The sequence below is a fragment of the Methylobacterium sp. yr668 genome (assembly GCF_900116245.1).
Lineage (GTDB): Bacteria > Pseudomonadota > Alphaproteobacteria > Rhizobiales > Beijerinckiaceae > Methylobacterium.
In genome coordinates, this window is sequence record NZ_FOZY01000051.1 from 1 (window position 1) to 22,433 (window position 22,433).

Annotated in this window: 13 protein-coding genes, 3 pseudogenes and 1 other annotated feature; of the genes and pseudogenes, 6 read left to right on the forward strand and 10 right to left on the reverse strand. The window is 60.8% G+C overall.

All coding sequences use genetic code 11. The annotated features are described in order from the left end of the window. The 3 genes from BM419_RS29660 to BM419_RS29670 form a co-directional block, all read right to left on the reverse strand. Positions 1–661: glycosyltransferase (locus BM419_RS29660; RefSeq protein WP_139257160.1), on the reverse strand; the 661-nt coding region annotated here is incomplete at its 3' end. Between the two features lie 177 nt (positions 662–838). Next, positions 839–2,635 (reverse strand): glycosyltransferase family 61 protein, encoded by a 1,797-nt coding sequence (locus tag BM419_RS29665; RefSeq protein ID WP_091928549.1) that lies wholly within the window; start codon positions 2,633–2,635, stop codon positions 839–841. Positions 2,636–2,691: 56 nt separating this feature from the next. Next, positions 2,692–3,801 carry a DegT/DnrJ/EryC1/StrS family aminotransferase gene (locus BM419_RS29670; protein ID WP_091928550.1) on the reverse strand — a complete coding sequence of 370 codons (1,110 nt, stop codon included), beginning with the start codon at positions 3,799–3,801 and terminating at the stop codon, positions 2,692–2,694. Positions 3,802–4,155: 354 nt separating this feature from the next. Here BM419_RS29670 and BM419_RS29675 point away from each other — a divergent pair, with 354 nt between their 5' ends. Beyond that, positions 4,156–5,955 (forward strand): glycosyltransferase family 61 protein, encoded by a 1,800-nt coding sequence (locus tag BM419_RS29675; RefSeq protein WP_091928551.1) that lies wholly within the window; start codon positions 4,156–4,158, stop codon positions 5,953–5,955. Between the two features lie 302 nt (positions 5,956–6,257). Here BM419_RS29675 and BM419_RS29680 read toward each other — a convergent pair whose 3' ends face one another. The 4 genes and pseudogenes from BM419_RS29680 to BM419_RS29690 all read right to left on the reverse strand — a co-directional run bounded on the left by BM419_RS29680 (position 6,258) and on the right by BM419_RS29690 (position 9,666). After that, positions 6,258–7,328 (reverse strand): CatB-related O-acetyltransferase, encoded by a 1,071-nt coding sequence (locus BM419_RS29680; protein WP_175556410.1) that lies wholly within the window; start codon positions 7,326–7,328, stop codon positions 6,258–6,260. A gap of 226 nt (positions 7,329–7,554) precedes the next feature. Next, positions 7,555–7,695, reverse strand: a pseudogene (locus BM419_RS33095) (IS5/IS1182 family transposase); the annotation flags it as partial. A gap of 43 nt (positions 7,696–7,738) precedes the next feature. After that, complete coding sequence (locus tag BM419_RS29685; protein ID WP_091928552.1) at positions 7,739–8,398, reverse strand: NeuD/PglB/VioB family sugar acetyltransferase; 660 nt, start codon at positions 8,396–8,398, stop codon at positions 7,739–7,741. Next, entirely contained in the window at positions 8,395–9,666 is a 1,272-nt protein-coding gene (locus BM419_RS29690) for an ATP-grasp domain-containing protein (RefSeq protein ID WP_091928553.1), read from the reverse strand. The genes BM419_RS29685 and BM419_RS29690 overlap by 4 nt, the downstream gene beginning before the upstream one ends. A 352-nt stretch (positions 9,667–10,018) precedes the next feature. Between BM419_RS29690 and BM419_RS29695 the strand changes: the two genes are divergently transcribed. Next, positions 10,019–11,794: a glycosyltransferase family 61 protein gene (locus BM419_RS29695; RefSeq protein ID WP_091928554.1), complete on the forward strand. Its 1,776-nt coding sequence runs from the start codon at positions 10,019–10,021 to the stop codon at positions 11,792–11,794. Positions 11,795–11,904: 110 nt separating this feature from the next. Here BM419_RS29695 and BM419_RS29700 read toward each other — a convergent pair whose 3' ends face one another. Further along, a complete protein-coding gene (locus BM419_RS29700; RefSeq protein WP_139257161.1) occupies positions 11,905–15,825 on the reverse strand; it encodes a rhamnan synthesis F family protein in 3,921 nt (1,306 codons plus the stop codon). A gap of 965 nt (positions 15,826–16,790) precedes the next feature. Between BM419_RS29700 and BM419_RS32150 the strand changes: the two genes are divergently transcribed. Both BM419_RS32150 and BM419_RS29705 read left to right on the forward strand, forming a co-directional pair. After that, positions 16,791–17,651 carry a glycosyltransferase family protein gene (locus BM419_RS32150; protein WP_139257162.1) on the forward strand — a complete coding sequence of 287 codons (861 nt, stop codon included), beginning with the start codon at positions 16,791–16,793 and terminating at the stop codon, positions 17,649–17,651. A 10-nt stretch (positions 17,652–17,661) separates the two neighbouring features. Next, positions 17,662–18,915, forward strand: a complete 1,254-nt coding sequence (locus tag BM419_RS29705) for a glycosyltransferase (protein WP_348273212.1) — start codon at positions 17,662–17,664, stop codon at positions 18,913–18,915. Positions 18,916–19,069: 154 nt separating this feature from the next. Here the strand turns inward: BM419_RS29705 and BM419_RS29710 are convergent. Next, positions 19,070–19,261: pseudogene (locus tag BM419_RS29710) on the reverse strand (IS256 family transposase); the annotation flags it as partial. A gap of 62 nt (positions 19,262–19,323) precedes the next feature. Beyond that, a pseudogene (locus BM419_RS33100) lies at positions 19,324–19,946 on the reverse strand (IS3 family transposase); the annotation flags it as partial. Continuing rightward, positions 19,553–19,669: a sequence feature (AL1L pseudoknot), on the reverse strand. (Overlaps the previous pseudogene by 117 nt.) A 230-nt stretch (positions 19,947–20,176) precedes the next feature. Here BM419_RS33100 and BM419_RS32155 point away from each other — a divergent pair. Next, positions 20,177–20,983, forward strand: a complete 807-nt coding sequence (locus BM419_RS32155; RefSeq protein ID WP_139257163.1) for a hypothetical protein — start codon at positions 20,177–20,179, stop codon at positions 20,981–20,983. Positions 20,984–21,012: 29 nt separating this feature from the next. Then, positions 21,013–22,074: a GSCFA domain-containing protein gene (locus BM419_RS29715; RefSeq protein ID WP_244540916.1), complete on the forward strand. Its 1,062-nt coding sequence runs from the start codon at positions 21,013–21,015 to the stop codon at positions 22,072–22,074. Positions 22,075–22,433 lie beyond the last annotated feature (359 nt).

The window sequence follows — 22,433 nt, forward strand, 5'->3', positions numbered from 1 at the left end:
AGCACAGCGTGTATTCCGGCCGCTGCTGCATGTAGTCGAACTGGCGCTGCAGCTTGTCGGGATCCGTCCAATAATCGTCGCCCTCGCAGATGGCGACATACTCGCCCGAGACCCGCCCCGCGATGTCGTCCAGGTTCTTGACGACGCCGACATTCTCCGGACGCAGGATTGCGACGAGGTTCGGGTGCCGCGTCGCGTACTCGGCGATGATCTCGGCCGTGCCGTCGCTCGATCTGTCGTCCCCGACGATCAGCTCGAACGGGAAGTCGGTCCGCTGGCTCAGGATGCTGTCGAGCGTCTGGCGGATGAACGCTTCCTGATTGTAGGTGATGCACAGGACCGAGACGACCGGCCGGTTCCAGGCCGGCGCGGGCTCGGTCTCAGCGCGTGCTCGGATCCAGGCTGCGAACGGATTGACGTAGCTCCCGTCCACCGCCTCGTCCGGCGTGCCCGGAAAGTCCGGCCGCGGCTGCCGTCCGAGCCGGGCGCCGTACTTCACGTAGTGCTCGAGCGGAGAGAGATCGGTCAGGCCGACGTCAGGATAGCGCGCCGCGTACCAGAGATGGTCGAACCGCCCGCTGCGGTAGATCGTCGAGAAGTCTTCCTGCCACGGCTCCAGCTGAGGCGGAGCCGGCACGGCGGTCTCAGCGGCGGTCTGCATCGATCGTGTCCTCGCACAGGTCTCGGCCGATCGCCGGCTACGGTCGTTGAGAATGTGATGCCGCACGCTCCGTGACGCGGCACCCGCGGCGCTCGGATTTCAGATACACCTCAGGCGACGCGCTGAGCTATCATTCGGATGCGAATCGGTCTCACGGGATAGCCGTCGCGCCATCTGTCACGTGACGATGCGGCCGGAGATGGCAGGTGATCGCGTCGCCAACTGAGCGACCGCGTCGACGACCTGTTTCGGATCCACGCGATAGTTGGCGTGAAAGGCGTGCACGTTGCTTCGCCGCTCGCTCGACTTGCCGCGTAGGAACGTGATCTGCGCGCCCCCCGACTCCACATAACTGGTGTAGCCTCGGAAATTGAAGCTCAGGTCCTCGTGGATGAGGCCGAGGATCTGACATCCGACCTGGGAGAAAAGTGTGTTGTTGAGGGAAGAATTCGATGATCCGACGACCAGAGCCGCGGAATGGAACAGGGCGACCTGCTCCAGGAACGAGAGGGTTTCCGGATAGATCACCTCGAAGCCGAGCGGGCGCAGGCGATCGGCGACCTCCTGCTCGTTCTCGAGCACGCGCTGCGTGAAGGCCTTGCGCGAGATGAACAGGCGACGATCTCGGCGCTCAGACAGCAGGCCGCGGTCGCGTGCCTGCTGCAGGATCCGATCCCGGATCGTCTTGAAGACGTCGCTAGGCCAGATCGTATCGTAGAACGGCTGTCCGGGTTTCATGTCGAATGGAAAGAAGGCCGGCACCGGTGCCATCCCGAGCTTCCCAAACGAGACGGGTTTGGCGGGCAGTTTGATCACCGGCCGGTTGCGGGTGTCGAGCAGAGCCAGAATCTCCTCGTGGGTGCCCGGCATGTGGTCGTCGATGCAGAGCGGGATCCCGTCCGGGCAACGCGGATCGTTGTAGCAGATCATGCGCGGCACGAATTCGCTGAACCAGTGCCCGTAGTTGCGGCTCTGGAGGCCAAACATCACCAGCCCCGCCTCGATCCGCTCGGCGTTCTCAGGAAGTTCGATCAGGGCGTGGGTCTGACCGAAGGCCGCCATCATGATCTGGTCGAGATTGACCCCGTCCTGGATCAGGACGTCCTTTCGGCGCGGATGGGCCGCGACATCGTAGACGACCCGATCACCCGTCACGACGACATTGCTGCGCGGGAACGCGTGGGCCTCCTCCAGGAAGGCGAGGTAGAACGGCGGCATGTCGAGGTCACCCGCCTCGGATCGCAGGGGCGGCGGCGGCTCCCAAAATTTGAGGGCCGGGGCTGCGATCCGGCGCGCAGGCAGGACCTCGACGTAGGAGGCGAGGCCCGCCTCGGAGAGAGCCTTCGCACTGACGATCTGGTACTTGGCGAGCGGTGCCGAGCCGTGGACACAGCCGGTCCGCTTGTGCAGTTCGATCGCCTCGTCGAACCGTCCCTCGGGGAGTAGGGTATCAAACTGCAGGCGCCGCAGGTTCTTGATCTTCACCTCGAACGTGTCGCCGTCATGCGTCAGAGCTGCGCCGCCGAATTTGTCACGGACGATCCGTGCCAGCAGGTAGAAGCGCACCGCGCGCTCGGCCTCCCCATGCATCTCGCAGGCCCAACCGAGATCCGTGAAGGCGGGATCGGCTTGGCCCCGATCCTGGGTGGCGTCCTTGGCCTGCTGCAGCTCATCGAGCAGCGGCTCGACGGAATCGAAGTCGTCGTTCTGACACAGGTCGAGGATCCGGGCACGGATCGCGGCGAGCCGATAGCCGGGTGCCCGCGCCCGGCCCATCCGCGCGGCGAGCGCGTAGGCCTTAGCGGCGAGTCCCACCCTGGCCTCGGATTCGAATCGAAACCCGAGCGTCGCCAAGTGCTGGGCGAGGACGTCGCTCGGCTCTACCGCGCGCAGAGACCGCTCCAGAACGTCCAGTCCGTCCTGCGTGCCGGACTGTGCAGCCTGGATCAAGGTCTGCCGAAATGACTCGCTCATCGTCAACGACCGTTCGCGTGGCAGCGGAACTGGAGACCGATCTCTCGGGTGCTCACTCAGCGAGACGCCAGAACCCGCTCGGCGCACCCACAGACCTGTGCGATCTGCTCCGACGCGATCGTCGGGAAGAACGGCACGCCGATCGCGGTCTCGGCGACGCCGCGCGTCGCCGGGAGGCCGTCGTGCGGGCAGAGGGCGAAGGTCGGATGCGTGTGGCAGCCGCCACCGTACCAGCGCCGCCACTGGATTCCTGACTCGTCGAAGGCCGCGGTCACGCCCGCGACAGCGCGGGCGTCGAAGATCGCGTTGGCGGTCATCGTCAGCCACTCCCGGCCAAAGCCCGCCTGCATCGACACACCGATCCGCTCAAACCCCGCGACGTAGGCCAGCGAGACCTCGCGCAGGCGGGCGATGCGCGCGTCGAGGTCATCGAGGACGGCAAGGCCGACGGCAGCTGCGTATTCGGAGATGCGGTAGTTGCCACCGCGCATCTCTGAGACGCGCCGGCCAGCCGAGAACCCGAACCCCGTCATCGCGGTGATCGCCGCGACCGTCGCGGCATCACTGCTGATGATCGCGCCGCCCTCGCCGATGCCGAGCGCCTTGGTCGCGTGCAGGCTGATGCACAGAGGCTGAGCGCCGACGTGCCGGAGGTTCAGGCCCGCCGCGGCGGCATCGAAGATCACGGGCACGCCGTGCTCCTCCTCGAATGCTTCCCAGGCCCCGATCTCGATCGGAGCGCCGCACGGGCTCACGACGATGACGGCTGCGACATCACCGGGATTGGCCAATAGAGCGCGGGCCGCGATCTCCGGCGTGAGCGCCAGGGTTACCGGATCGACATCGGTGAAGTACGGCGTCAGTCCGACATTGGCCGCCGCGTGCGCCGTGGCGATAAAGGTCCAGGATGGCATGACGCAGATCCGGCCGGTCCGGCCGGCGCTGCGGTAGCGCAGGGCGAGTTCGATCGCCGTCGTGCCGTTGCTGGTCAGGGCCGCGTCGACCAGGCCCCCGCCGCTCTGGGCGCTGATGAACCGGCACAGTCGGTCCGTGAACGCCTTGGTGAGCGGCCCGTAGTTGCTGTAGATGTGGACTTCGTCGATCCGGCGCAGGTAGGGGACGATCGCGTCCGTCTCCGGGAGGCTCGGGATCAGTACCGGGATCATCGCTCGAACACGCCTTCGCTCTCGATCGCCGTCATCATGGTACGATAGCGACGTGGCTCGCTATACATCCCCGGACCTGGGCGCGGAAGGCGCGCATCACAGGGCGGCCTGGCTGGGCGGCCCCTGGCTGGGGGGCCTGAGGCGGTGGGTGGGGATCGCGACCGATAGCGGCGTCGGCAGCGTTCGACCGCAGCGGTCATCGTGCAGCCCATCGGCCCAGCCGGCTCCTTGCGCGCCTCTCGGCCTGAGGGAGGCTGCGGGCGCCCGACGCGCGCTCGTCAGGGACGGCGACATCCGGTACCGGTCAGATCGCGATCCCCGCGCCGTCGAGGCGCGACGGAGCAGGAGGGCAACATGCGGCCGACCGCGGCGTTCATGGACCTGATCAAGCGGGTCGACGGCGGCAACGCCACTCGGATCCTCGGAGAGCTCGCCGCAGTGGTGACCGGGGATGGGCCGTCCGGCGCGCGTCCCAAGGCGATCGTGCAGCACCTCGAGACCCTCGCCTTCCGCCTGGAGGGCAGCGACCGCTTCGCGCAAGCCTCTGAGGTCTACAGGTTGATCGCTGCCGTCGATGTGGACGGCCGGGAGCGCTGGCGAACGGCCGCCGTCACCGTGAGCCTCCAGGGCCTATGCGAGCGGGGGCGCTTCGGCGAGGCCTCCGCCTTCGTCGAGGCCCTGCGAGACGGTGACGATCCTGGCGCGGCGATCAGCGCGGGGGTCGATATCCTGATGCGCCTCGCGTGGCAGTACGAGTGCCGTTACGAGACAGAGGCCTCGGTGCAATGCTACCGGCTGGCCCACGCCCTGAGCGGTGCCGGCCACGGGATCACGACGGTCGATGGTCACACGCTCGAGCGCAAGATCCGCGATATCCGGATCCTCCAGATGCGGGCGCTCGCGGAGGAAGGCCGGCACGTGGAGGCCGCCCCCCTACATGAACAGACGCGCGACCTGCTCGGCCTCGGCCCAGTACACGTCTACGACATCGTGTCGGCACACCAAGCCGCCGCCGATGGTCGGGGTGTCTACCGGGAGGTGCGGCCCGGTCGGCGGATCCGCGAACCCGAGCTCAGGTTCCTCGACGGTCCGGTAGCGCTCACGTCCCAGGCCGGCTCACGCGATGCGCCGCCCCAATACGTCGCCCTGTTCCGGGATTGCCTCGCCTTCCCACGCAGCAACATCGTGCTCCAGGACGACCGCCTGATCTACGACCTGGCCGCCCACCCGCTGAGCGGTACGTTCGATATCCGAGACGGTGTCAATCCCGATCAGATCATGGTCGCAGCCTACGGCAGCGGACGCGCTCTGGTCGCGGCGCCCACGGAGCGGCGCGAGATCCAGGCCGGCTTAATGCTGTTCGGTCTCCAGAGCCGAAATTACGGCCACTGGCTGCTGGAATTTGTCGGGCGCATGTTGTGCTTCAACGACCGCACTTGTCCAGCCGGCTTCCCGATCTGCATCGACGACGACATGCCGGCGACGCACCGGCAGATCATCGAGCTGATCGACGAGCGAGCCCGTCCGATCCTCCCGCTGTCGGCGGTGCCGACACGCTTCCGGGAACTCGGCCTCGCGCCGGCTCCGACGCTCCTGCCGTTCGACATGCGGCCGGGGCACACGGTCTACGATTCGATTTGGCCGGGCGACGTCTTCGCCGATCTGCGTTCCCGGGTGCTGGGGCGGCTAGCCGAGCGCGGCGTGGATCTGCGACGGACCGGCCGGCGGATCGTGCTCTCGCGGCGCGGCTTCGCCCAGCGTCAACTTCTAAACGAGGCAGAGATCGTCGCCACCCTGGCGCAGCACGGGTTCGAGGTCGTTCACCCCGAGACACTCACCTTCGCCGAGCAGATCGCGACCTACCACGCGGCGGACGTCATCGTCGGCTCCGCGAGCTCCGCGCTGACGAACTGTATCTTCTGCCATCCCGGAGCGAAGGTCGTCGCCCTGATCCACGAAGGCCTTTCGTTCAACTTCCGCGGATACGCCAGCATGATCGAGTCGAGCGGCGCGGACCTGCTGTTCGTGCGGGGGATGACGGAACGCAGCGAAACAGGTCACCCGTTCCACGCCAATTACACAGTGTCGCCGGATCAGGTGCTAAGAGCCATCGATACGATGTGGGCACAGGCGAGGCGGAAACAAGCGTTATGAAAAGCCCGGCGCCACCGCAGAGGTTATGATCTTTTCTACCAGCACTTAATCAACTGGCCAAATCCACCAACAGTTTTATTTGCCCGATCATTACCCACGGAGTGCTCCAAATGCGAAACTAGCGTCACGTTGGACGATGCTCCATCGGATAGCCTCGCCGGAGAGCGAGATGACCAAACGGAGCTGTCTAAGCAATCATGTCTGGAACGAACGTCTCCGGCAGCGATGGTCTTTAGCCGAGCCCACCGTGCAGGCGGACCTTGTACATCACTAGGAATGGGGCAGATCCCATGTCAGGCAATCTACCAATCTGTGTCAGCTTCCGCGGCATCAAGAAATAGATCGGGATCTGCAGCCAACATTCTCACACTATGTCGGTCAACTTTCCAGTCAGGCCAATCCCACCATTTGAGTCGAAGAAAACGCTCTACAACATCGGACGGAAATCTAAGTCGAACAACCTTTCCTGGGTTGCCAACAAAGATGCTATATGGAGGAACATCACCACGAACTACCGTATCAGCACCAATGATTGCGCCATCACCGATTGTTGCGCCGCTCAAGATCGTAGCTCCGCGCCCAATCCATACGTCATTTCCGATTGTTACATCTTTGGGCGTAAAATCACTCACATTATTTGCAATTTGAGATGGCCAATAGTATTGCTCAAGTTTAAACGGATAAGTCGTAGCAGCCGTCATAATATGATTAGCCAATATAATAGTTACGCTTTCGGCAATCGAACAGTAGCGGCCAAATTTCACACTGGCGGGCGGGTAGTACAGAATACGTGGATCCCCATATGTGTGTGCGCCCGCAGTCGCACATTCGGGCGGGCCTCCCCAGTCAATATGCGGCGCAAATACACGATGCTCAGGCGCATGAGATGAGAAGTACTCCCTGATCGCATCAAACATAACCGGATAACCTCGACCCTGTGCAATCCATGAGACCGAGATTCTGATTTCAGAGAAATCTGAGAGGCTAAGAAGCGCCTTAACGAGAGGTGTTGTTGTAGCACTTGGTCTAAGGCAACTTATGTTTATTAGATCGTCTATTATATTTTCTAGACGCAGGGCCCGCAGGGCGGGCGCAAGTTCGTCAGCCATTCGTAGAATTGGCGTCGGATCAGTTGCTAGTATTTTCCACAACGAGGGCCAGCTATCTCCACAAATGAGTCCCTGAATCACCGCATCCGAATGCGACAGCTGTACATCACTGCAGCTAACTATTTTTTCTTGTCCTAGATCACTGAATTGCAGTCCAAAAAAATTACGGCCGATAGCGGACCCCTCAAAGTTAATATGCTGAAAATCCGATGCAAAGCCGATCGCTTTTCGCCTATCATCGCTAATAAATGCGACCAAAATCACGTCATCCAGGTCAGATATCGAGCACCGTATGCGTCGTGTGGCTCGATCTATAACAAGACGGCCCACTTGATCCGAAATAAAGCTGATAAACATTTTCGTTATCGAAGCTCAATCTGCTTAGAAGAATAGTGGCATTAGCCAACCAGCCTCAACTGCCAAAGTCGAACTGGGGCTTGAAAGTAACAGCCTCTGACTCCCATTGGCGCGCTTTGAATTCACAACCAGTAGCTAGGGAGGCCGCTGGACAGATTATGGCAAGATAGTCAGTGGCCAAGCGATCGTAGCGGGTGGCGATGCAGCGGAAGTCCTTGAGATGGTAGCACATACGGTCGATGGCATTGCACTCCCGATCGAGCATCGGCGAGAAGGGCCAGCGATCGCAGAGTCGCCGTCGCGGGCTGTGCATTGGCTCAACCGCGGCGCAGAATGCGGGCCGGGTTGCCGATGACGGTATAGCCCGGGGGTACGTTCCGGATCACGACCGAACCGGCACCGACATACGCGTGAGCGCCGATGCAAATTCCTGGGATCACGCAGGCTCCAGTTCCGAGGAAAGCACCATCATCGACGGTGACGCGCCCGGCCAGATGAACGCCAGGGCTGAGAGTCGCAAAATCTGCGATCCGATTATCGTGCGCGATGGTCGTCCCCGGATTCACGAGGACATGGGCGCCGAGAAGTGCATCCGCCGTGATCGACGCGTGGCCGAGGATGATCGATCCTTCACGGACCCTGCTGCTCGCGCCGATCAGCACTGCCGGATCGATGATCGAAGCGAAGCGCGCGCCGATGGATCCAAGGCGCTCGACCGCCCGGGCCCGAGCCCCGGGCTCACCCAGTGCCACGACGAAGCGGAGCGTGTCGTCGCCGGCGAAATCGTCGATATTCCGCGAAATTGGGCGATCATGGAGTCTGTCGGCGGCCGCGACGTCAGGGTCGACCAAACAGCCGACGAACTCGATGTCACGACCAATCGTATGCAGCCGTGGAAGAACGACCAGGATCTCGCGTGCCAGAGCGCCGGCTCCGAATAGGACGAGCCGTTCGGTTTGTGATTTCGTCTGGATCATAAGATGCCTTCGACGAGATCAAGGGATTCCGGACCTATCACGATCGCGCCGCACGTCTCGGCGACATCGGCTCGCTCACGATAGGAGTCATCGATGAAAATCGCCTGCGCGCCTGCGATGGAGCCGGATTTTCTCTCACCTTTCTTGAGATGGATTATTTCATCGAACAGCGCGCTCAGACCGAAAGCCGCCAATCTTTCTTCGACGATGCCGTCATGTCGCGTCAGAAGGATGAGCTTTTTCTGTTTGTTATACTTCGCTCCATACAACATTCCGACAAGCCGATGGTTGATTTTACTGCCATCTAGGATCAATGTGTCATCAAAATCGATATACAATGACTCTACTTTTGATCGAACGATCGTCTTAACATAGAGAGCACGATCATATACGAAATCGATGTCAGCGGGTGGCTGAAACGTCACGGTTCGTCCGGATAGCTGATGCAACCAAGCGTCCATAAAATTGATGCCGCGGACGCGCTGAAACCCGGACGACCCCGCGATCCGGTTGGCCACCTCCAGCAACTTGTAATGCCCATCGGCGCCCCGCTTCATTTGGAAGAACCACGCGCCCGTGAGCTGCAGCCCTTCCGAAATTCTGCTCGCCAGATCAGGGAATTCGGCATCTTCGACCAGCTGGGAGCGGACGGAGATGCCGCCTGTCGTACGGACCCGACTGCGGGCGCCTGCAAACAGGACGCGGCTAAAGTGGTCGGAAAAGCAGTCGACCGTTACTTCCTCACCCGTCAGCAATTCCTGAACGATAAGATTGCTGTCTGCGTCCCGCATCCTTAGCAACTCGTCGGGATCGTGGACGATCTTGATCCCGCGCGATCCCTGTCCGCGGTCGGGCTTGCAGAAGACAGGAAATATTTCTTCACCCGGAGCATAAATCTGGGGTGCGGGCACCACGCGCCGCAATTTGGCGATCGTGGTCGATTTCAACTTCAGAATATCGCCGAGGTCCAGCGAAGGTCCGGCCACGATCGCGCCATCGATACGTCCGGCTAGACGGAACAACGCCTCATCGTGCGCCGGGACAACGAAATCGATCTTCAGTTTCGTGACCAAGTCCTGCACCGCCGCTACGAAATGTGGATCGATCACGAACGGGACAAAATGGCATTTATCTCTTAGAAGTATTTCTGAATGATCTTTGACGGAATTTCCACCATGGATATCCCAAAATTTGGAGAAACGCAGGCTTTCGATGACCTCGTGGGCGATTTCTGTTCCGGCAGGAACGACCAAGACCCTTTTTTTCATCGATCACTCCGAATGATATGGAAAATTGCCGTCGACGATCATGCGGCACCTTCAATCTCTCAGCGCCCTCAAGCGCTTCGCTGCGCGACGATCAGGGTGACGATTGAAAACACGATGAGCAGTGAGGGTGTGGTACGGGTGATGGTCGTGATCGGCAACTGCCGGGTGCCGCCACGTTCCCTGATCCGGTGCGTGGGACCGCATCGGGAAGGCTTATCGGCCGACAGCTCAAAGCTCCGGCCCGACGAGAGCCGGCGTGCGCGTCCGGTGACGCCGATCCCTCGTCACCCGCCCCGCGTTTCAATACTGAACCGGTGCAGCCCGCAACCAGCGGACGACAGATAGGAGCGACATGCGGCCGACGGCGACCATCATCGACCTGATCCGGTCGATCAACAGCGGCAATGCCCCAGATAAGCTCGAGACGCTGGCCTTCCTGCTAAGCATGGAGCGACCCGTGGAGCCGGGCGCGGCCTCGACCCAGCGCCACCTTGAAGCTCTCGGGTTCCGGCTCGAAGGCGATGCTCGGTTTAAGGATGCGGCGCGCGCTTACGAACTCGCCGCCTCGATCGACCCGCGCGATCCGAAGCGGTGGCGCATGCTTGCAGCAGGTGCGTGGTTGCGCGACTATGTCGAGCGGGAAGCCTGGGACGAGGCCCTCACCTTCATCGCCAAATTAAAGCTTGGCGACGAGGGGGCCACGCGAGAAATCGCCGCGACCCTGCTCCGCATTGGCTGGAAACACGAGTGCCGCTACCGAGCGGAGCCCGCGGTCCAATGCTACCGGCTCGCCTTCGCGATGAACGGCAGCGATGAAGGCCTCGCCACCGGGGATGGCCAACCAATCAGCGTTAAGATCCGGAACTTGCGTATCCTGCAGATGAACGCGCTGGTGGATCAGGGCCGGCACGAGGAGGCGGCAGGCCTGCACGAGAGCACCCGTGTTATCGCCGGCCTCGGCTCTGTCGGAATCTACGACATCGTCTCGGCCAAGCAGGCGGCCGATGAAGGCCGGGGCGTCTATCGCGAGTTGCTGGCCGGCCGCAGGATGGCCGAGCCGGACGTGACGTTCCTCGACGGCCCGATCGCGATGACCTCGCGGGCGGGAACTCTAGACGCGCCGCCGCGATACCTCGCGTTCTTCAAAGACTGCCTGGCATTCCCCCGGAGCAACGTGGTGTTACACGGACACCGCCTGATCTACGACTTGGCGGCCCATCCGCTCAGCAGCCTCGCCGACATCAAGGACGGGGTCAATCCGGGCCAGATCATGACTGCCGTCTGGGGGCCCGGACGTGCCCTGGTCGAGGCGCCTGCCGAAATTCGTGAGATCGACGCCGGCCTGATGCTGTTCGGGTTCCAGAGCCGACAGTACGGGCACTGGCTGCTCGAGTTCGTCCCGCGCATGCTGTGCTTTAACGACCCCGCCTGCCCCTCAGGACTTCCGATCTGCGTCGACGCTGAAATGCCAGACTCGCACCGGCAGATCATCGCGCTGATGGACGAGCGCGACCGGGCCATCGTGACGCTGCCACCCGTCGCGACCCGCTTCCGCAACCTCGGGATGGCGCCAGTACCAGCTTTCTTTCCCTTCGATACGCGGCCGGAATTTCCGATCTACGACGCGATCTGGCCACAGGACGTCCTCGCCGCCGTGCGGCGCCGGATCCTCGAGCGGCTCGCCGCAGACGGGCTCGATCTACGACGGACAGGACGGCGGATCATCCTGTCACGGCGAGGGTTCGCGCAGCGTCGGCTCGTCAATGAAGCGGACATAATCGAGGCTCTGCTACCTCACGGATTTGAAGTCGTCCACCCGGAACAGCTCACGTTCGCCGAGCAAGTGGCGGTCTATCATTCCGCTGACACCATCATCGGTTCGGCGAGTTCGGCCCTAATCAACTGCATATTCTGCCGGCCGGACACTCGGGTCCTGGCGCTCACGCACGAAAGCTCCGCGTTCTATTTTCGCGGCTTCACTAGTTTCGTCGAGTCCAGCGGAGCCCATCTGCTGTTTGTCCGCGGATCTACAGAACATGCTGAGGGGATTCACCCGATGCACGCAAACTATTCTGTTTCCATCGAGCAGATCTCACGGGCGCTCGCGTTTGCAACCTCCGCATCGTAGTGCATCGACTCTTCCGACGCCCTTCCGAAGAGGGCGCCGGTTCTCGACACCCGCGACGCGCGTTTCAGATGCGTCCAATGCAGCTCCCGTCCCTGGGCAGCGCGTCGCTGCTATCCGGTCGCGTAAACCCTATGGATCGGTAGACCACAGAAATCGTCCTCTACGCCAAGTGCCTTCATCGGCTCGGAGGGGGTGGCGATCTGGCCCTCCATTAGCATACGCAAAAACTCCTGCGGTCCCTTCAGCGGGATGTCGGTTTGGAGCAGGCTCGGGCCGTAGAGATCGAGCGTGTCGGTAATGTACTGCTCGGCGCCGGCGTGTAAATCGGCGAGGATGACATGCTCGGCCGGGCTGCGCGGATCCGTTTTGAACAGCGGCGCGATCCGGTTGTCCGTGGTCTCGTAGCCCACGACCTGTCCGTGAGGCGCGGTGAGGAACGCCTCGACCGCGAGGGCGTGAGCCAAGACCGGTAGCGATGTTGTCTCGGGATTGTCGCTGCCTGCGTTGAAGCAGCAAAAAGCCGAACCACCATCCATCTCGACCGCCTGCGCCGTGTCGAACGCCGTCATGTAGAAACCGGTCAGCGGCTGACCGAGCGCCACCTGCATCATCTTCTGGATCGTGGCCGAGTAGCCGACATCGACCACGCCGTAAGACCCACCGGGCTCTAGCTTCTCCTGCTGTGCATAGGCGCGGAACCGTGCGTTCATGTCCGCCGCGTGGGCGGTGATCTCTGGCTCGATCTGCCTCATGATACGCTCGACGACCGGCGCGTCGCCTGGGAGCCGCACGTCGAGGTGATTCAGTTCGAGCTGCGCCGGGGCCGTGAAGCTGGTCCTGTTCCAGAGAAGCCCCTGGATGCTGCCCACGTAACGGCCGGCCCCTAACACCAGATCCGGGCGAAACCCTTTGCCCAGCGCGGCCGCGATCGCGGCCTGCCGAGAGATGTGAAAGTATCGCCCTTCGGGCAGGTGCCCCAGACCGTAGCGCTCCCGAATCAAACGGTAGATCTTGACGAGGAAGTCGCCCTCCCGTGCCAAGAAGTATAGCCGGTCAACGCCGGCTAGCGCCTTATGCCGGATCAGCCAGGACGTGAACAGCAGCATCAACGGCCCGAACACGGTGTAGCCGACGTCGCGTGTCGAGCCGAGCATCAGGTAGGGCGGGGCAGTTCGGTCGAGGAAGGGGTTCTGGGCCAGACGCAGCATAGCATGGCCGACGACGAGGTCAGACGGCCACGTCCGACTGAGATCCCCATTATCGCGTCCGAATCCGCTCTGAGCCAGGATCTTAGCCGGGTGCGCGACATGAAGGTAGCGGATGCCTCGGTCGCAGGCCGCCTGAATATCGGAGTGCTCGTTGTCGCCGACATGCAGCCAGCGGGCCCGTGGCACGGCTTCAACTGTCTCGACGTGGTGCCACAGGTCGCCCCGATCCTTGCGGGCGCCAACCACACTCGACACGTAGATCTCCCCGAACAGGTCGGCGACGCCGATACAGCTAAGGATGGCGCGGATATCGGCCTCCTCGTAGTAGGTGTCCGTCATCAGGACGACCCGCTTGCCGCGTTCGTGCGCCGCCATGAGGACGGCGATGACCTCCAGACGCGGGCGCAGAGCGCCTAGGTCGATTTGCTTCTCCAGCGCGTGCGCCCGCGCGACCACGTCACGGGAGATGGTGCCGGAGGCGGTCAGTTCCGCATAAATCTCCGACAGGTTGACATCACCCCGATGGTGCCGGCGGGCCCGTACCCGGTTCTCGGCGGCGCGGCGCTCCGCGAACAGCGGAATGGGGCGGCCTTCCTCCGTCGCGATGCGGTGCTCGACGAGCTTGAGAACGGCATCCGGGCGCCGGGCCGGGCGGCTCACGAGGGTGTCGAACAAGTCGAACGAGACTAGATCAACATCGCTGAGCGCCAGCGATGCATGGTCTTGGGAGCGGACGCTGTACTGATGCCAGTTGCGGGCACTGCTGTCGTAACGGGCGAGCCCTCGGTCGTAGTCGAAGCAGACGGCGCGGTAGCCCTGGGCCTGGCACACCAGGGGGATCACCCGCTCGATCGCGTGCGCGAGGGTCCCGTCGGTCTGACCGTGCTCTTCCGGAAAGTCAGCAAGAGTTAACCGCGCTGTCAGCAACGGACGCAGGGCGTCGACACGTGCCCAGAACATGCCGCCGACGGGGTAGTCGAGGTACTCATCGAAACCGTCGTAGGGCAGGCCAAGGCGGGCGATCAGACCGTGCCCGGCGCCAATATTCGAGAGCCAAGTATGCGCCCAGTAGACGATATGCGCGCTGGTCTCCGGGAAGAACAGGCCAATCTGGCGATCATCCTCCAGCAGCGCTAGGGCGATGGCGGCACAGGCGGCGTTCGCGAACAGCGCCCGATAGATCTCGTCGCGCCAGCGCACCTGCTCGGCGCCGCTGAACAGCGATTTCTTGGTATGGACGTGGAGAACGTAATCGTAGCGCAGGATGTCCTGCGCGAAGACGGCGACGAGCGGTCCGAAGTTGCGACCCCGATTCTCTGCAAGCACGACCCGGCAGCAGTGGATTAGACCGGCGCGCACCGCAGCCGCCTCGATCGCGCTCTTCTTCCCGGGCTCATTGGTCGAGACCAGCAGGTCAAACTGTGGGATTGCCCGCCTTAAATACGGGAGAAGTTCCTCGAACACGTCAACGTAGAAGGCGTGGACCACGACGACGATGCGTGCGGTCGTGCTCTCACGCAGCATAACAGGGAGAGTCCTGATTTCACGGGCGCTGACGTCGCGGGCGTATACCAGGCGGATCGGCCGCCCCTCCGCGCGACCGCTTTCCAGATAGTGCAGCAGCGGGTTCGAGCCCGCTTCGGCCACGTCGGCGTTATTGCCGAGATACCACTCTCCATCGAACAGCGGACCGGGTTTCATACCGAGGGCTGCTCCCTCGCGGAGGTAATGTCGTGCGGCTTGGTCCGGCGACAGATCGGGGACGTAGGTCGTCCGGTACCATTCCCCGTCGAACAGGTCGGAGCCTTCGATCCGCGCCAGCGCCACTGGGTCGGCGAAAGTACAGATCGGCCGCCCCTCTGAGCACCCATCGCTCAGGTAGTGTAGTAGAGGATTCTGGCCCGCGGCGGCGACGTCAGCATTCTTGTCTAGGTACCACGGCCCGTCGAACATCGGGCCGGGGCTCAGCCGAAGTGTGGCGCCCTCCTGAAGATAATGTCGTGCGGCGCGGTCTAGCGCAACGTCTGGGGCCTGGGTCGCCCGGTACCACTCCGCGTTGAACAGCTCGGAGCTCTCAATCCGCGCCACCAACTCCGGGTCGACGACCGGGCAAATCGGCCGCTCCTCGGAACGTCCGCTATCCAAGTAGTGCAGCAGTGGGTTTAACCCTGCAGCCGCGACGTCGGCGTTGTTCTCGAGATACCACGGCCCGTCGAACAGCCGGCTGGGGCTCAGCCTGCGCGCGGCGCCCTCCTGCAGGTAGTGCCGTGCGGCTTGATCCAGTGGCACGTTGGGCGCTTGTGTCGCGCGATACCATTCCGCGTCGAACAGGCCGGAGGCAGCGACCTGGGCCACCTTCACAGGGTCGGCAAACCGCGCGATCGGCCGGCCCTCCGCGCGCCCGCACCCCAGATAATGCAACAACGGGTTAAGGCCGGCTTGAGCGACATCGGGATTATTTTGAATGTACCAGGGCCCATCGAACAGTGGACTCGGACAAAGTCCCCGCGCAGCCCCCTCTTGCAGGTAGTGTTGCACGGCCTGCTCCGGCACCACGTCGGGGGCCTGAGTCACCCGGTACCACTCCGCGTCGAACAAGCCGGAGGCGGCGACCCGGGCAGCCTCCAAAGGGTCGGCGGGCGGGCAGATCGGCCGGCCTTCCGCACGCCCGTGATCCAGATAGTGCAGAAGCGGATTCACCCCAGCTTGAGCGACGTCGGCGTTGTTCTGAATATACCACCGCCCATCGAACAGCGGGCTCGGACAAAGTCCCCGCGCCGCTCCCTCCCGCAGATAGTGCCGTGCGGCCTGCTCCGGCGCCACGTCGGGAGCCTGGGTCGCCCGATACCAAGTCGCGTCGAATAGCTCTGACTCCGCGAGCCTGCGCTCGGCTGCGGTGTCGACATTAACACCAAGCAAAGTGGGCAGTCTCCCTCAGGGCACGGTGCGGCGCGCCGTCTCGGACCTTCAACTTGGAACATTGCACGACGCGCACGAACTGCTCTGGAGGCGTCAAGCGTCCCAGGGCCGGGATCGTACAGCAACGGCAGAACGTCCGCAAATTCCGGTAGGGGCCTTACGACCGTCAGTGCTGTCTGATAAAGCCACAATGCGCCACCAAGGCTTCCGGGAGCCGCGGGTCGAGCAGCGCGCTACCAAACGCCAGTTGAGCCGGCAACTCCACTATCTGTTCGAGCCTCCATTCGATGTAGAAGACCTTATGCCCTGCCGCAGCCGGATCTCGCCGGACTAGACGAGCCGGCGGGCATCGCTTAGCCCAAAAGCCCGTTCGCCGGCGCGTTCCTCAAAAGCGGGCCGAAGCGGAAGCCCCGCCGGGCCGGCGGCGCAACCGCCCTGCCATTCGCACCGACCGATGCGGAGCGGAGGTGCCAGCCCTCCGAATTTTGGCGTACAATGAGCAATGAGGGAGACATCAGCAGCTTGAATCTACGACCGAGATGGCGACAGGCAGAGGATTTAGGAGGATATTTTCGGAGCCTGCCCGCTGCAACCTCGCTTCGCAGGCGGCAAATGTCCCGGGGCGCCTGAAATCAAGCCTCATTGCACGTGCCTCTGGCCACCTGATCAGCCGGTATGCCCATGTCCGAACGACAACGTCGCCAAAGGCTCCATCTCCCACTGACCCCGGCCTCGTCGGAGCCTTGCCCCGGCTCACAGCCCCATACTAGCCGCAAGTCCCGATCTTGTCTTGTTCCGCCTGGGGAACCATGCGGTACAAAACAGGAATTTTTCAGCTCGAATAGGTCGACTTGATGCGGAGAATAGATATGAACAACGGCGACCACAGGCCTCGAGGGCATTTAGATATCGGAACAATACTTTATAACTCAGACGAGAAAATTTTTCTCCGCTTCCTGCAAGCCCTCTCACTAAACATAAAAGATTGCGCTGCAAAGGGCATAGACATCCGACTGCGCCTCAAGTGGAATTCTCCGCCGACCTTCGATTTGCACGGCGTTGAGGCTCTGGATGGCATCGCGCATGTTGTCGAGCCCGGACACTACAATTCTGGATTTGGACGCGCCCACAACAAGATGATGCATGATGCCTTCGAGGGAGGAGCGGATTGGTATATCTGCATCAATCCCGACGGCTTCCTCGACATTGGCGCAGCGGCAACGCTCGTCAATTTTTATGAAAACCTCGAAATCAAGGGTTTGGTCGAAGCAATACAATTCCCGCGCGAACATCCCAAGCAGTACAATCCATTCACTTACGAGACGGCCTGGTGTTCCGGCGCCTGCCTATTAATTGCACGGGGGGTTCGCGATCAGATCGGCAGCTTTGACGACAATATATTCATGTATTGCGAAGATATCGATTTGTCCTGGCGCGCCAAGGAAAATAACCTGGCTTGCTACATGTGCGCAAGCGCCCTCTTTTTTCATGATGTTCGGGAGACCAAGTCAAATCTCATTCGGAAAATGATGCTCGACTCCGCGCGCTACGTCGCGATCAAATGGCAAAACAAGGATTTCAGGATCGCAATTGAAAATGTTCTTCTGTCCGATCAGCACTATCACAGCTTAGATGAAATGCCACCATTCGATAGTGTGAGAAAACACGGCATGGATCCAAAAAATCAGGAATGGCGTTACATGCTCAGCTTCTCGCGGACACGCTGGTAGGATCAAAATCGTGGCAATCACTCTAATCACGACGATCATTCGAATCCATTCTTTGGAGTGCTGCACGTATCTCAGACGCGCTATGCTATCGATCGTCGGCCAATCCATTGAGGCGGACATTTTGCTCGTCTGCCAGAACTTCTCACCGGATGAACTCTCCTCCGTCGAAGCGCTTGTTTCGCCGTATCGGTTTGGGTCAGTCAGCGCAATCAAGATCCAGAACGTCACCGGCGAAACCGGAGCCGATCTAAGGTCACGACTGCTCAACGAAGGCGCGAACACAGCTGAAACCCGCTATATTCATTTTCTCGATTACGATGACATCCTCTATCCAAACGCTTTCGAGGTCTTGATCGGCGCTTTAAAGCGCACATCGGCCTCAATCGCCTTCGGCGGCATCACCTCGACCTTCTATGAGACGGTGGGGCCGACCCCGTATGTCACGCACAAGCGGCGCGAGTTCGTTGGCGACAGCCGGTACGAACTTTACGTGAGAAATTTCTGTCCACTCCACAGCTTCGTCATTGACACGGCGCGGTGCGACAAAACCGATATCCGCTTCGATGAGTCAATGTCCGCGTTGGAAGACTATAATTTTCTGCTTAATTTCGTGGCCAAATATAATTCTGATTTTTCCCAGATCAATACAATAATTGGAGAGTATTTTCGTAGAGAAATTGACACAATTCGGTCCGCAGGTCTGGATTATCCGGACACAAGCATCCGCCTAAGTAGGCTTGAGGCGGCGAGAGAGATGATCAACCAGCGCAAACGCGAGATATCGACTTCTGTCAGGCTGAGTGAGTTTGCCTGGATCATGCAGCCTGTATTGGAACAGCCGCAGGCCGTCCCCGAGACAGCTCGGGAAGTTCAGTCCTTCGAGGAAGCGGCAAGCCGCAATCGACTCGTTGCACGTTGCTTGTACGCAAGTTGCATTAAAGAACTCGATGATACTCGCGGCAGAATTGAAATATTCAAATTCACAGACAATAAATTTGAGGTCAGCGGCTGGCTCGACGACTCCGGTCGTGATTCTGGTACTACTCCTTTGCTTCTCATCACCTTCGACGGATCGGTGGTCGCCGAGGCGGTGCGGTTCGACCGGCAGGATGTTAGAGAACATTTCTCGTCCGATTTTCAAGAGTTCGGCTTCTACTTTGAATTCCCCGGCAATAAGAATGAGTACTCATCGGACGATTTCAAGGTGATATTTGCGCAACCTAACACTGGTGATATTAGTTTCATTCAAAAATATTTGGCCTGACGACCGAATTTCGACCTGATGGGCTGACTTCTGGCCGGGCTTATCCAGTCGATCAGCTAAGTCCGAAGGAGCCGTGCATGCGGAGAGTCGAGAAATCGAGCGCTGAGCTGACCCTGCCGAAGCTGCGTCAGATCGAGGTGCCGACAGCCCAGTTGCGACCATAGCCGCTGCGGGTGTTGCCAGCGGCCTCGCCCGCCAGATGGTGGTCCATATCGGCGTTGAGCGCCAGCTCGGCCTGGGCCTTCTTCAGCTCGTTCGGCAGACCATCGGCCTTGAGGGCCGTCTTCGGATCAGCGCCGGCCAAGAGCTGATCCAGGATCGCGTCAGAGATAGGAGGGCTTTTCATCGTGCCATCGGGAATCTCCTTCGGTTCCACTGTGGCTGCCCGCACACGAAACTCATGACGGTCCCCTGCACCACGCCGGCTAAGCTCAGGGCCGCATCAGCCCGGCCACGGCGCAGCGCGCCACCGTGGACCCTTCGCAGGCGAGTTGCCGCCAGGCCTTCCGGACGCGGCAACGCCGAAGTTGACCGCGTACACGCGCCGGATCTCGACCATCAGTGCCGCGCCTCGCTTGGCCCGGGGCGGCAGATTGCCCGGATCGGGCCGCCGCGCGGCAAAGGCGGGGTACGTCGACGGGGCGATCCGCAGCACCCTGCAGATCGGCTCGACCGTGGAAAACCCACGATGGTCATCGATGAAGGCGATTATGACCGGAACCGGCGGTCGAGCTCGGCCTGCGCAAGATACGCCGACGCCTTCCTCAGGATTTTATTGATCTACCGCTGTTCGCGAACCTCCCACTCCAGCGCCTTGATCCGCACGCTCGTCTGTTCGCCTCTGTACCCTTGCCTCGATCTCGATCATCTTGGTAAACCCACTTGCGCAGCGTCTCGCCAGAGCAACCGATTTTGGCCGCGATCGACTGGATTGCGGCCCATTTCGAACCGAGCTCCCTCTTATGCTCCCGATTCGGCCGGACTGCCCGATCGCTATGCTCAGAGCAAAAGGGTAGGGTATGCTTCGTCATGGCTCTAGCCTCTTAAGAGTCGAGGCTCCCGGAACCCCGACGCGGTTCATTCGTCCGCCCGTGCCCGTTACGTTCCGAGACTTGGCGTCCCGGCTTCTAATGGCAGCTACCATGCAGCAGCCTACGAAATGCTCCGGTCCATAATACCGGTCAGGTCACGTCTTCCGGGCTTGACTTCCAGTCGCTCGCTCTGCTCCTAAGGCTGGCAAAATGGTGGAATTGGCATCCGCATGATTTCGGTGTTCGTTGCCGGCGATAGCCACTACGCCTCCGTGGCCTCGGCGCTCGGGGAACGTGGTTGCGATAGGGTGAGACCCGATCCGTCTGGCATCCACGTACACGTCTTTAACGCGTGGAAGCACTCGCTGGCATATCAATTCTCCGTCGCACAAGACGGTCGCTGGGTACTTAATCCTCAACTAAAGAGCGAGATCGACCAGCTTTCCGAGGGTTCGTCGGCCCGGGTAATGCTGAGTATGTTTGGAGGAAATCATCATCACGCGTTGACGTTAATCGCGCACGATGAACCCTTTGACTGCGTGCTGCCCGACCATCCGCATCTTCCGCTTTCACAAGGTGCTCGAGTGCTGACGGTCGGGTACTTAGAAGCCATTTTGATGACGTATCTTCCCGGACCATTCCGAGAGATCCAAAATTTTCTAGACGCATTTCCAGACGCGAACTGTTTTCATGCCGAAGCGCCTCCCGTTATCGGAGACGACGAGTTTGTCCGCGGTCATCTCGACCGATGGTTTATCGACCGGGCCGGCAAAGGGAGCGAACTCCAGCTGACCCCACCGGTCGTTCGCAAGAAAATCTGGTACATCAATCGTCAGCTCTATTCCCGGAAAGCCTCCGAAGCAGGCTTCACCTTGCTTAATGCACCGGAAAATAGCCTTACCGAAGAATATTTCCTCCGGAGCGAGTATTATGGACACGACGCCACTCATGCAAATTCAACCTACGGAGAGCTTATCTTGAGGCAGCTTGAGAGCCGATTGGGCGAGACTATCCGTGGCTGGAGTTATTTCGGGTAACCGCGATGGCAAATCACCCATATGAGTCCATGCCGAGCTACCGAAGATGGAGTCGTGCGGTTGCTTCTCTCCCGCCTGCTGCCCTCGACCCTGTCGTTGATTTTCCATTTAAGATTACACGCCAAGACAAGGTAGCGACAGCTGGTAGCTGCTTTGCCCAACACATCGCCAAGCGCTTGGCGCAGAGTGGGTACAACTATTTCGTGGCCGAGAAGGGGCATCCGCTCGCGTCTGAAGAGGTCCGACGACATTTTCAATACGAGCTGTTCAGTGCTCGCTATGGAAATATCTATACGGCTCGCCAGTTGCTGCAGCTGTTTCGTGAGGCGTTTGGGCGGCAAGAGCATCGGGAGCTCTATTGGCAGCTTGGCAGCCGGTACGTAGATCCACTCCGGCCTGCTGTAGAGCCTGACGGATTCGCGTCAGTTCAAGAGTTACTCCTGGAACGTGGACAGCATCTCGCGGCGGTTCGCCGCATGTTTAGCGAACTCGACGTGCTTGTTTTCACGCTCGGCTTGACCGAAGCGTGGGAGAGTACAGAAGATGGGACAATTTACCCTCTTTGCCCGGGCGTGCGAGGCGGCTGCTTCGACGAGAACATTCATGTCTTTCGTAACTTCGGCGTCTCCGAGGTTGCCGACGACCTTACAGAGTTCATGACGGAGCTGCTAAGCGTCAACGCACGAGCCAAGGTGATCCTCACGGTATCGCCGGTGCCGCTGGTCGCGACTGCACTCGATCGACACGTTTTGGTTTCGACAACTTACAGCAAATCTGTTCTCCGCGTCGCAGCGGAAATGGTGCAGAATCGCTTCCCGGGCATTATGTGCTACTTTCCGTCCTATGAGATAATCACCGGTGCCCATGGCCGAGGTAGTTACTTTGAAGCCGATCTGCGCTCAGTCACTGCTGAAGGTGTTGATCATGTGATGCGCACTTTCTTCCGACATGTAGCGGCGGACAGTGATGGGATGCCGGCAGCGCAGGAGATGGTATCGGGAACAGGAGCCGAGAGTTTCACGGATAGGATGGAAGCCATCACGCGCGTGATCTGCGAGGAGGAGTTGCTGGATAAGATGAGGCCCCGGTGAGTTCCACTCATGTCAGCGCACGCTGGCAATCTCCCCTCCGCCCACAGCAGCTCTTTCAAGTCTGACTCTTAGGTGTCGACGACCAGGGAAACGGGCATCAGTCCCAGGCTGTGCCCGGCGATGATCTCGTCGACGGGCGTTTTAACCATCCGCTTCGTATCGTGGTAGACGATGTCCGGTAATGCTTAGCATGCGCCGAAGGCCAGGAGACTTGAGGACTAGATGTTTGGTCCCAGGATTTGGTGGTGCAAGTTCTGAGTGAACCTAGAGCCGGTCCCGTGCCGCTTGAGACGGGTTGGCGGGTAGCGCGTTGGTGGGTGAAGGAGCACGCCGATGCCTTCACCTTTGTCCGTCGACTT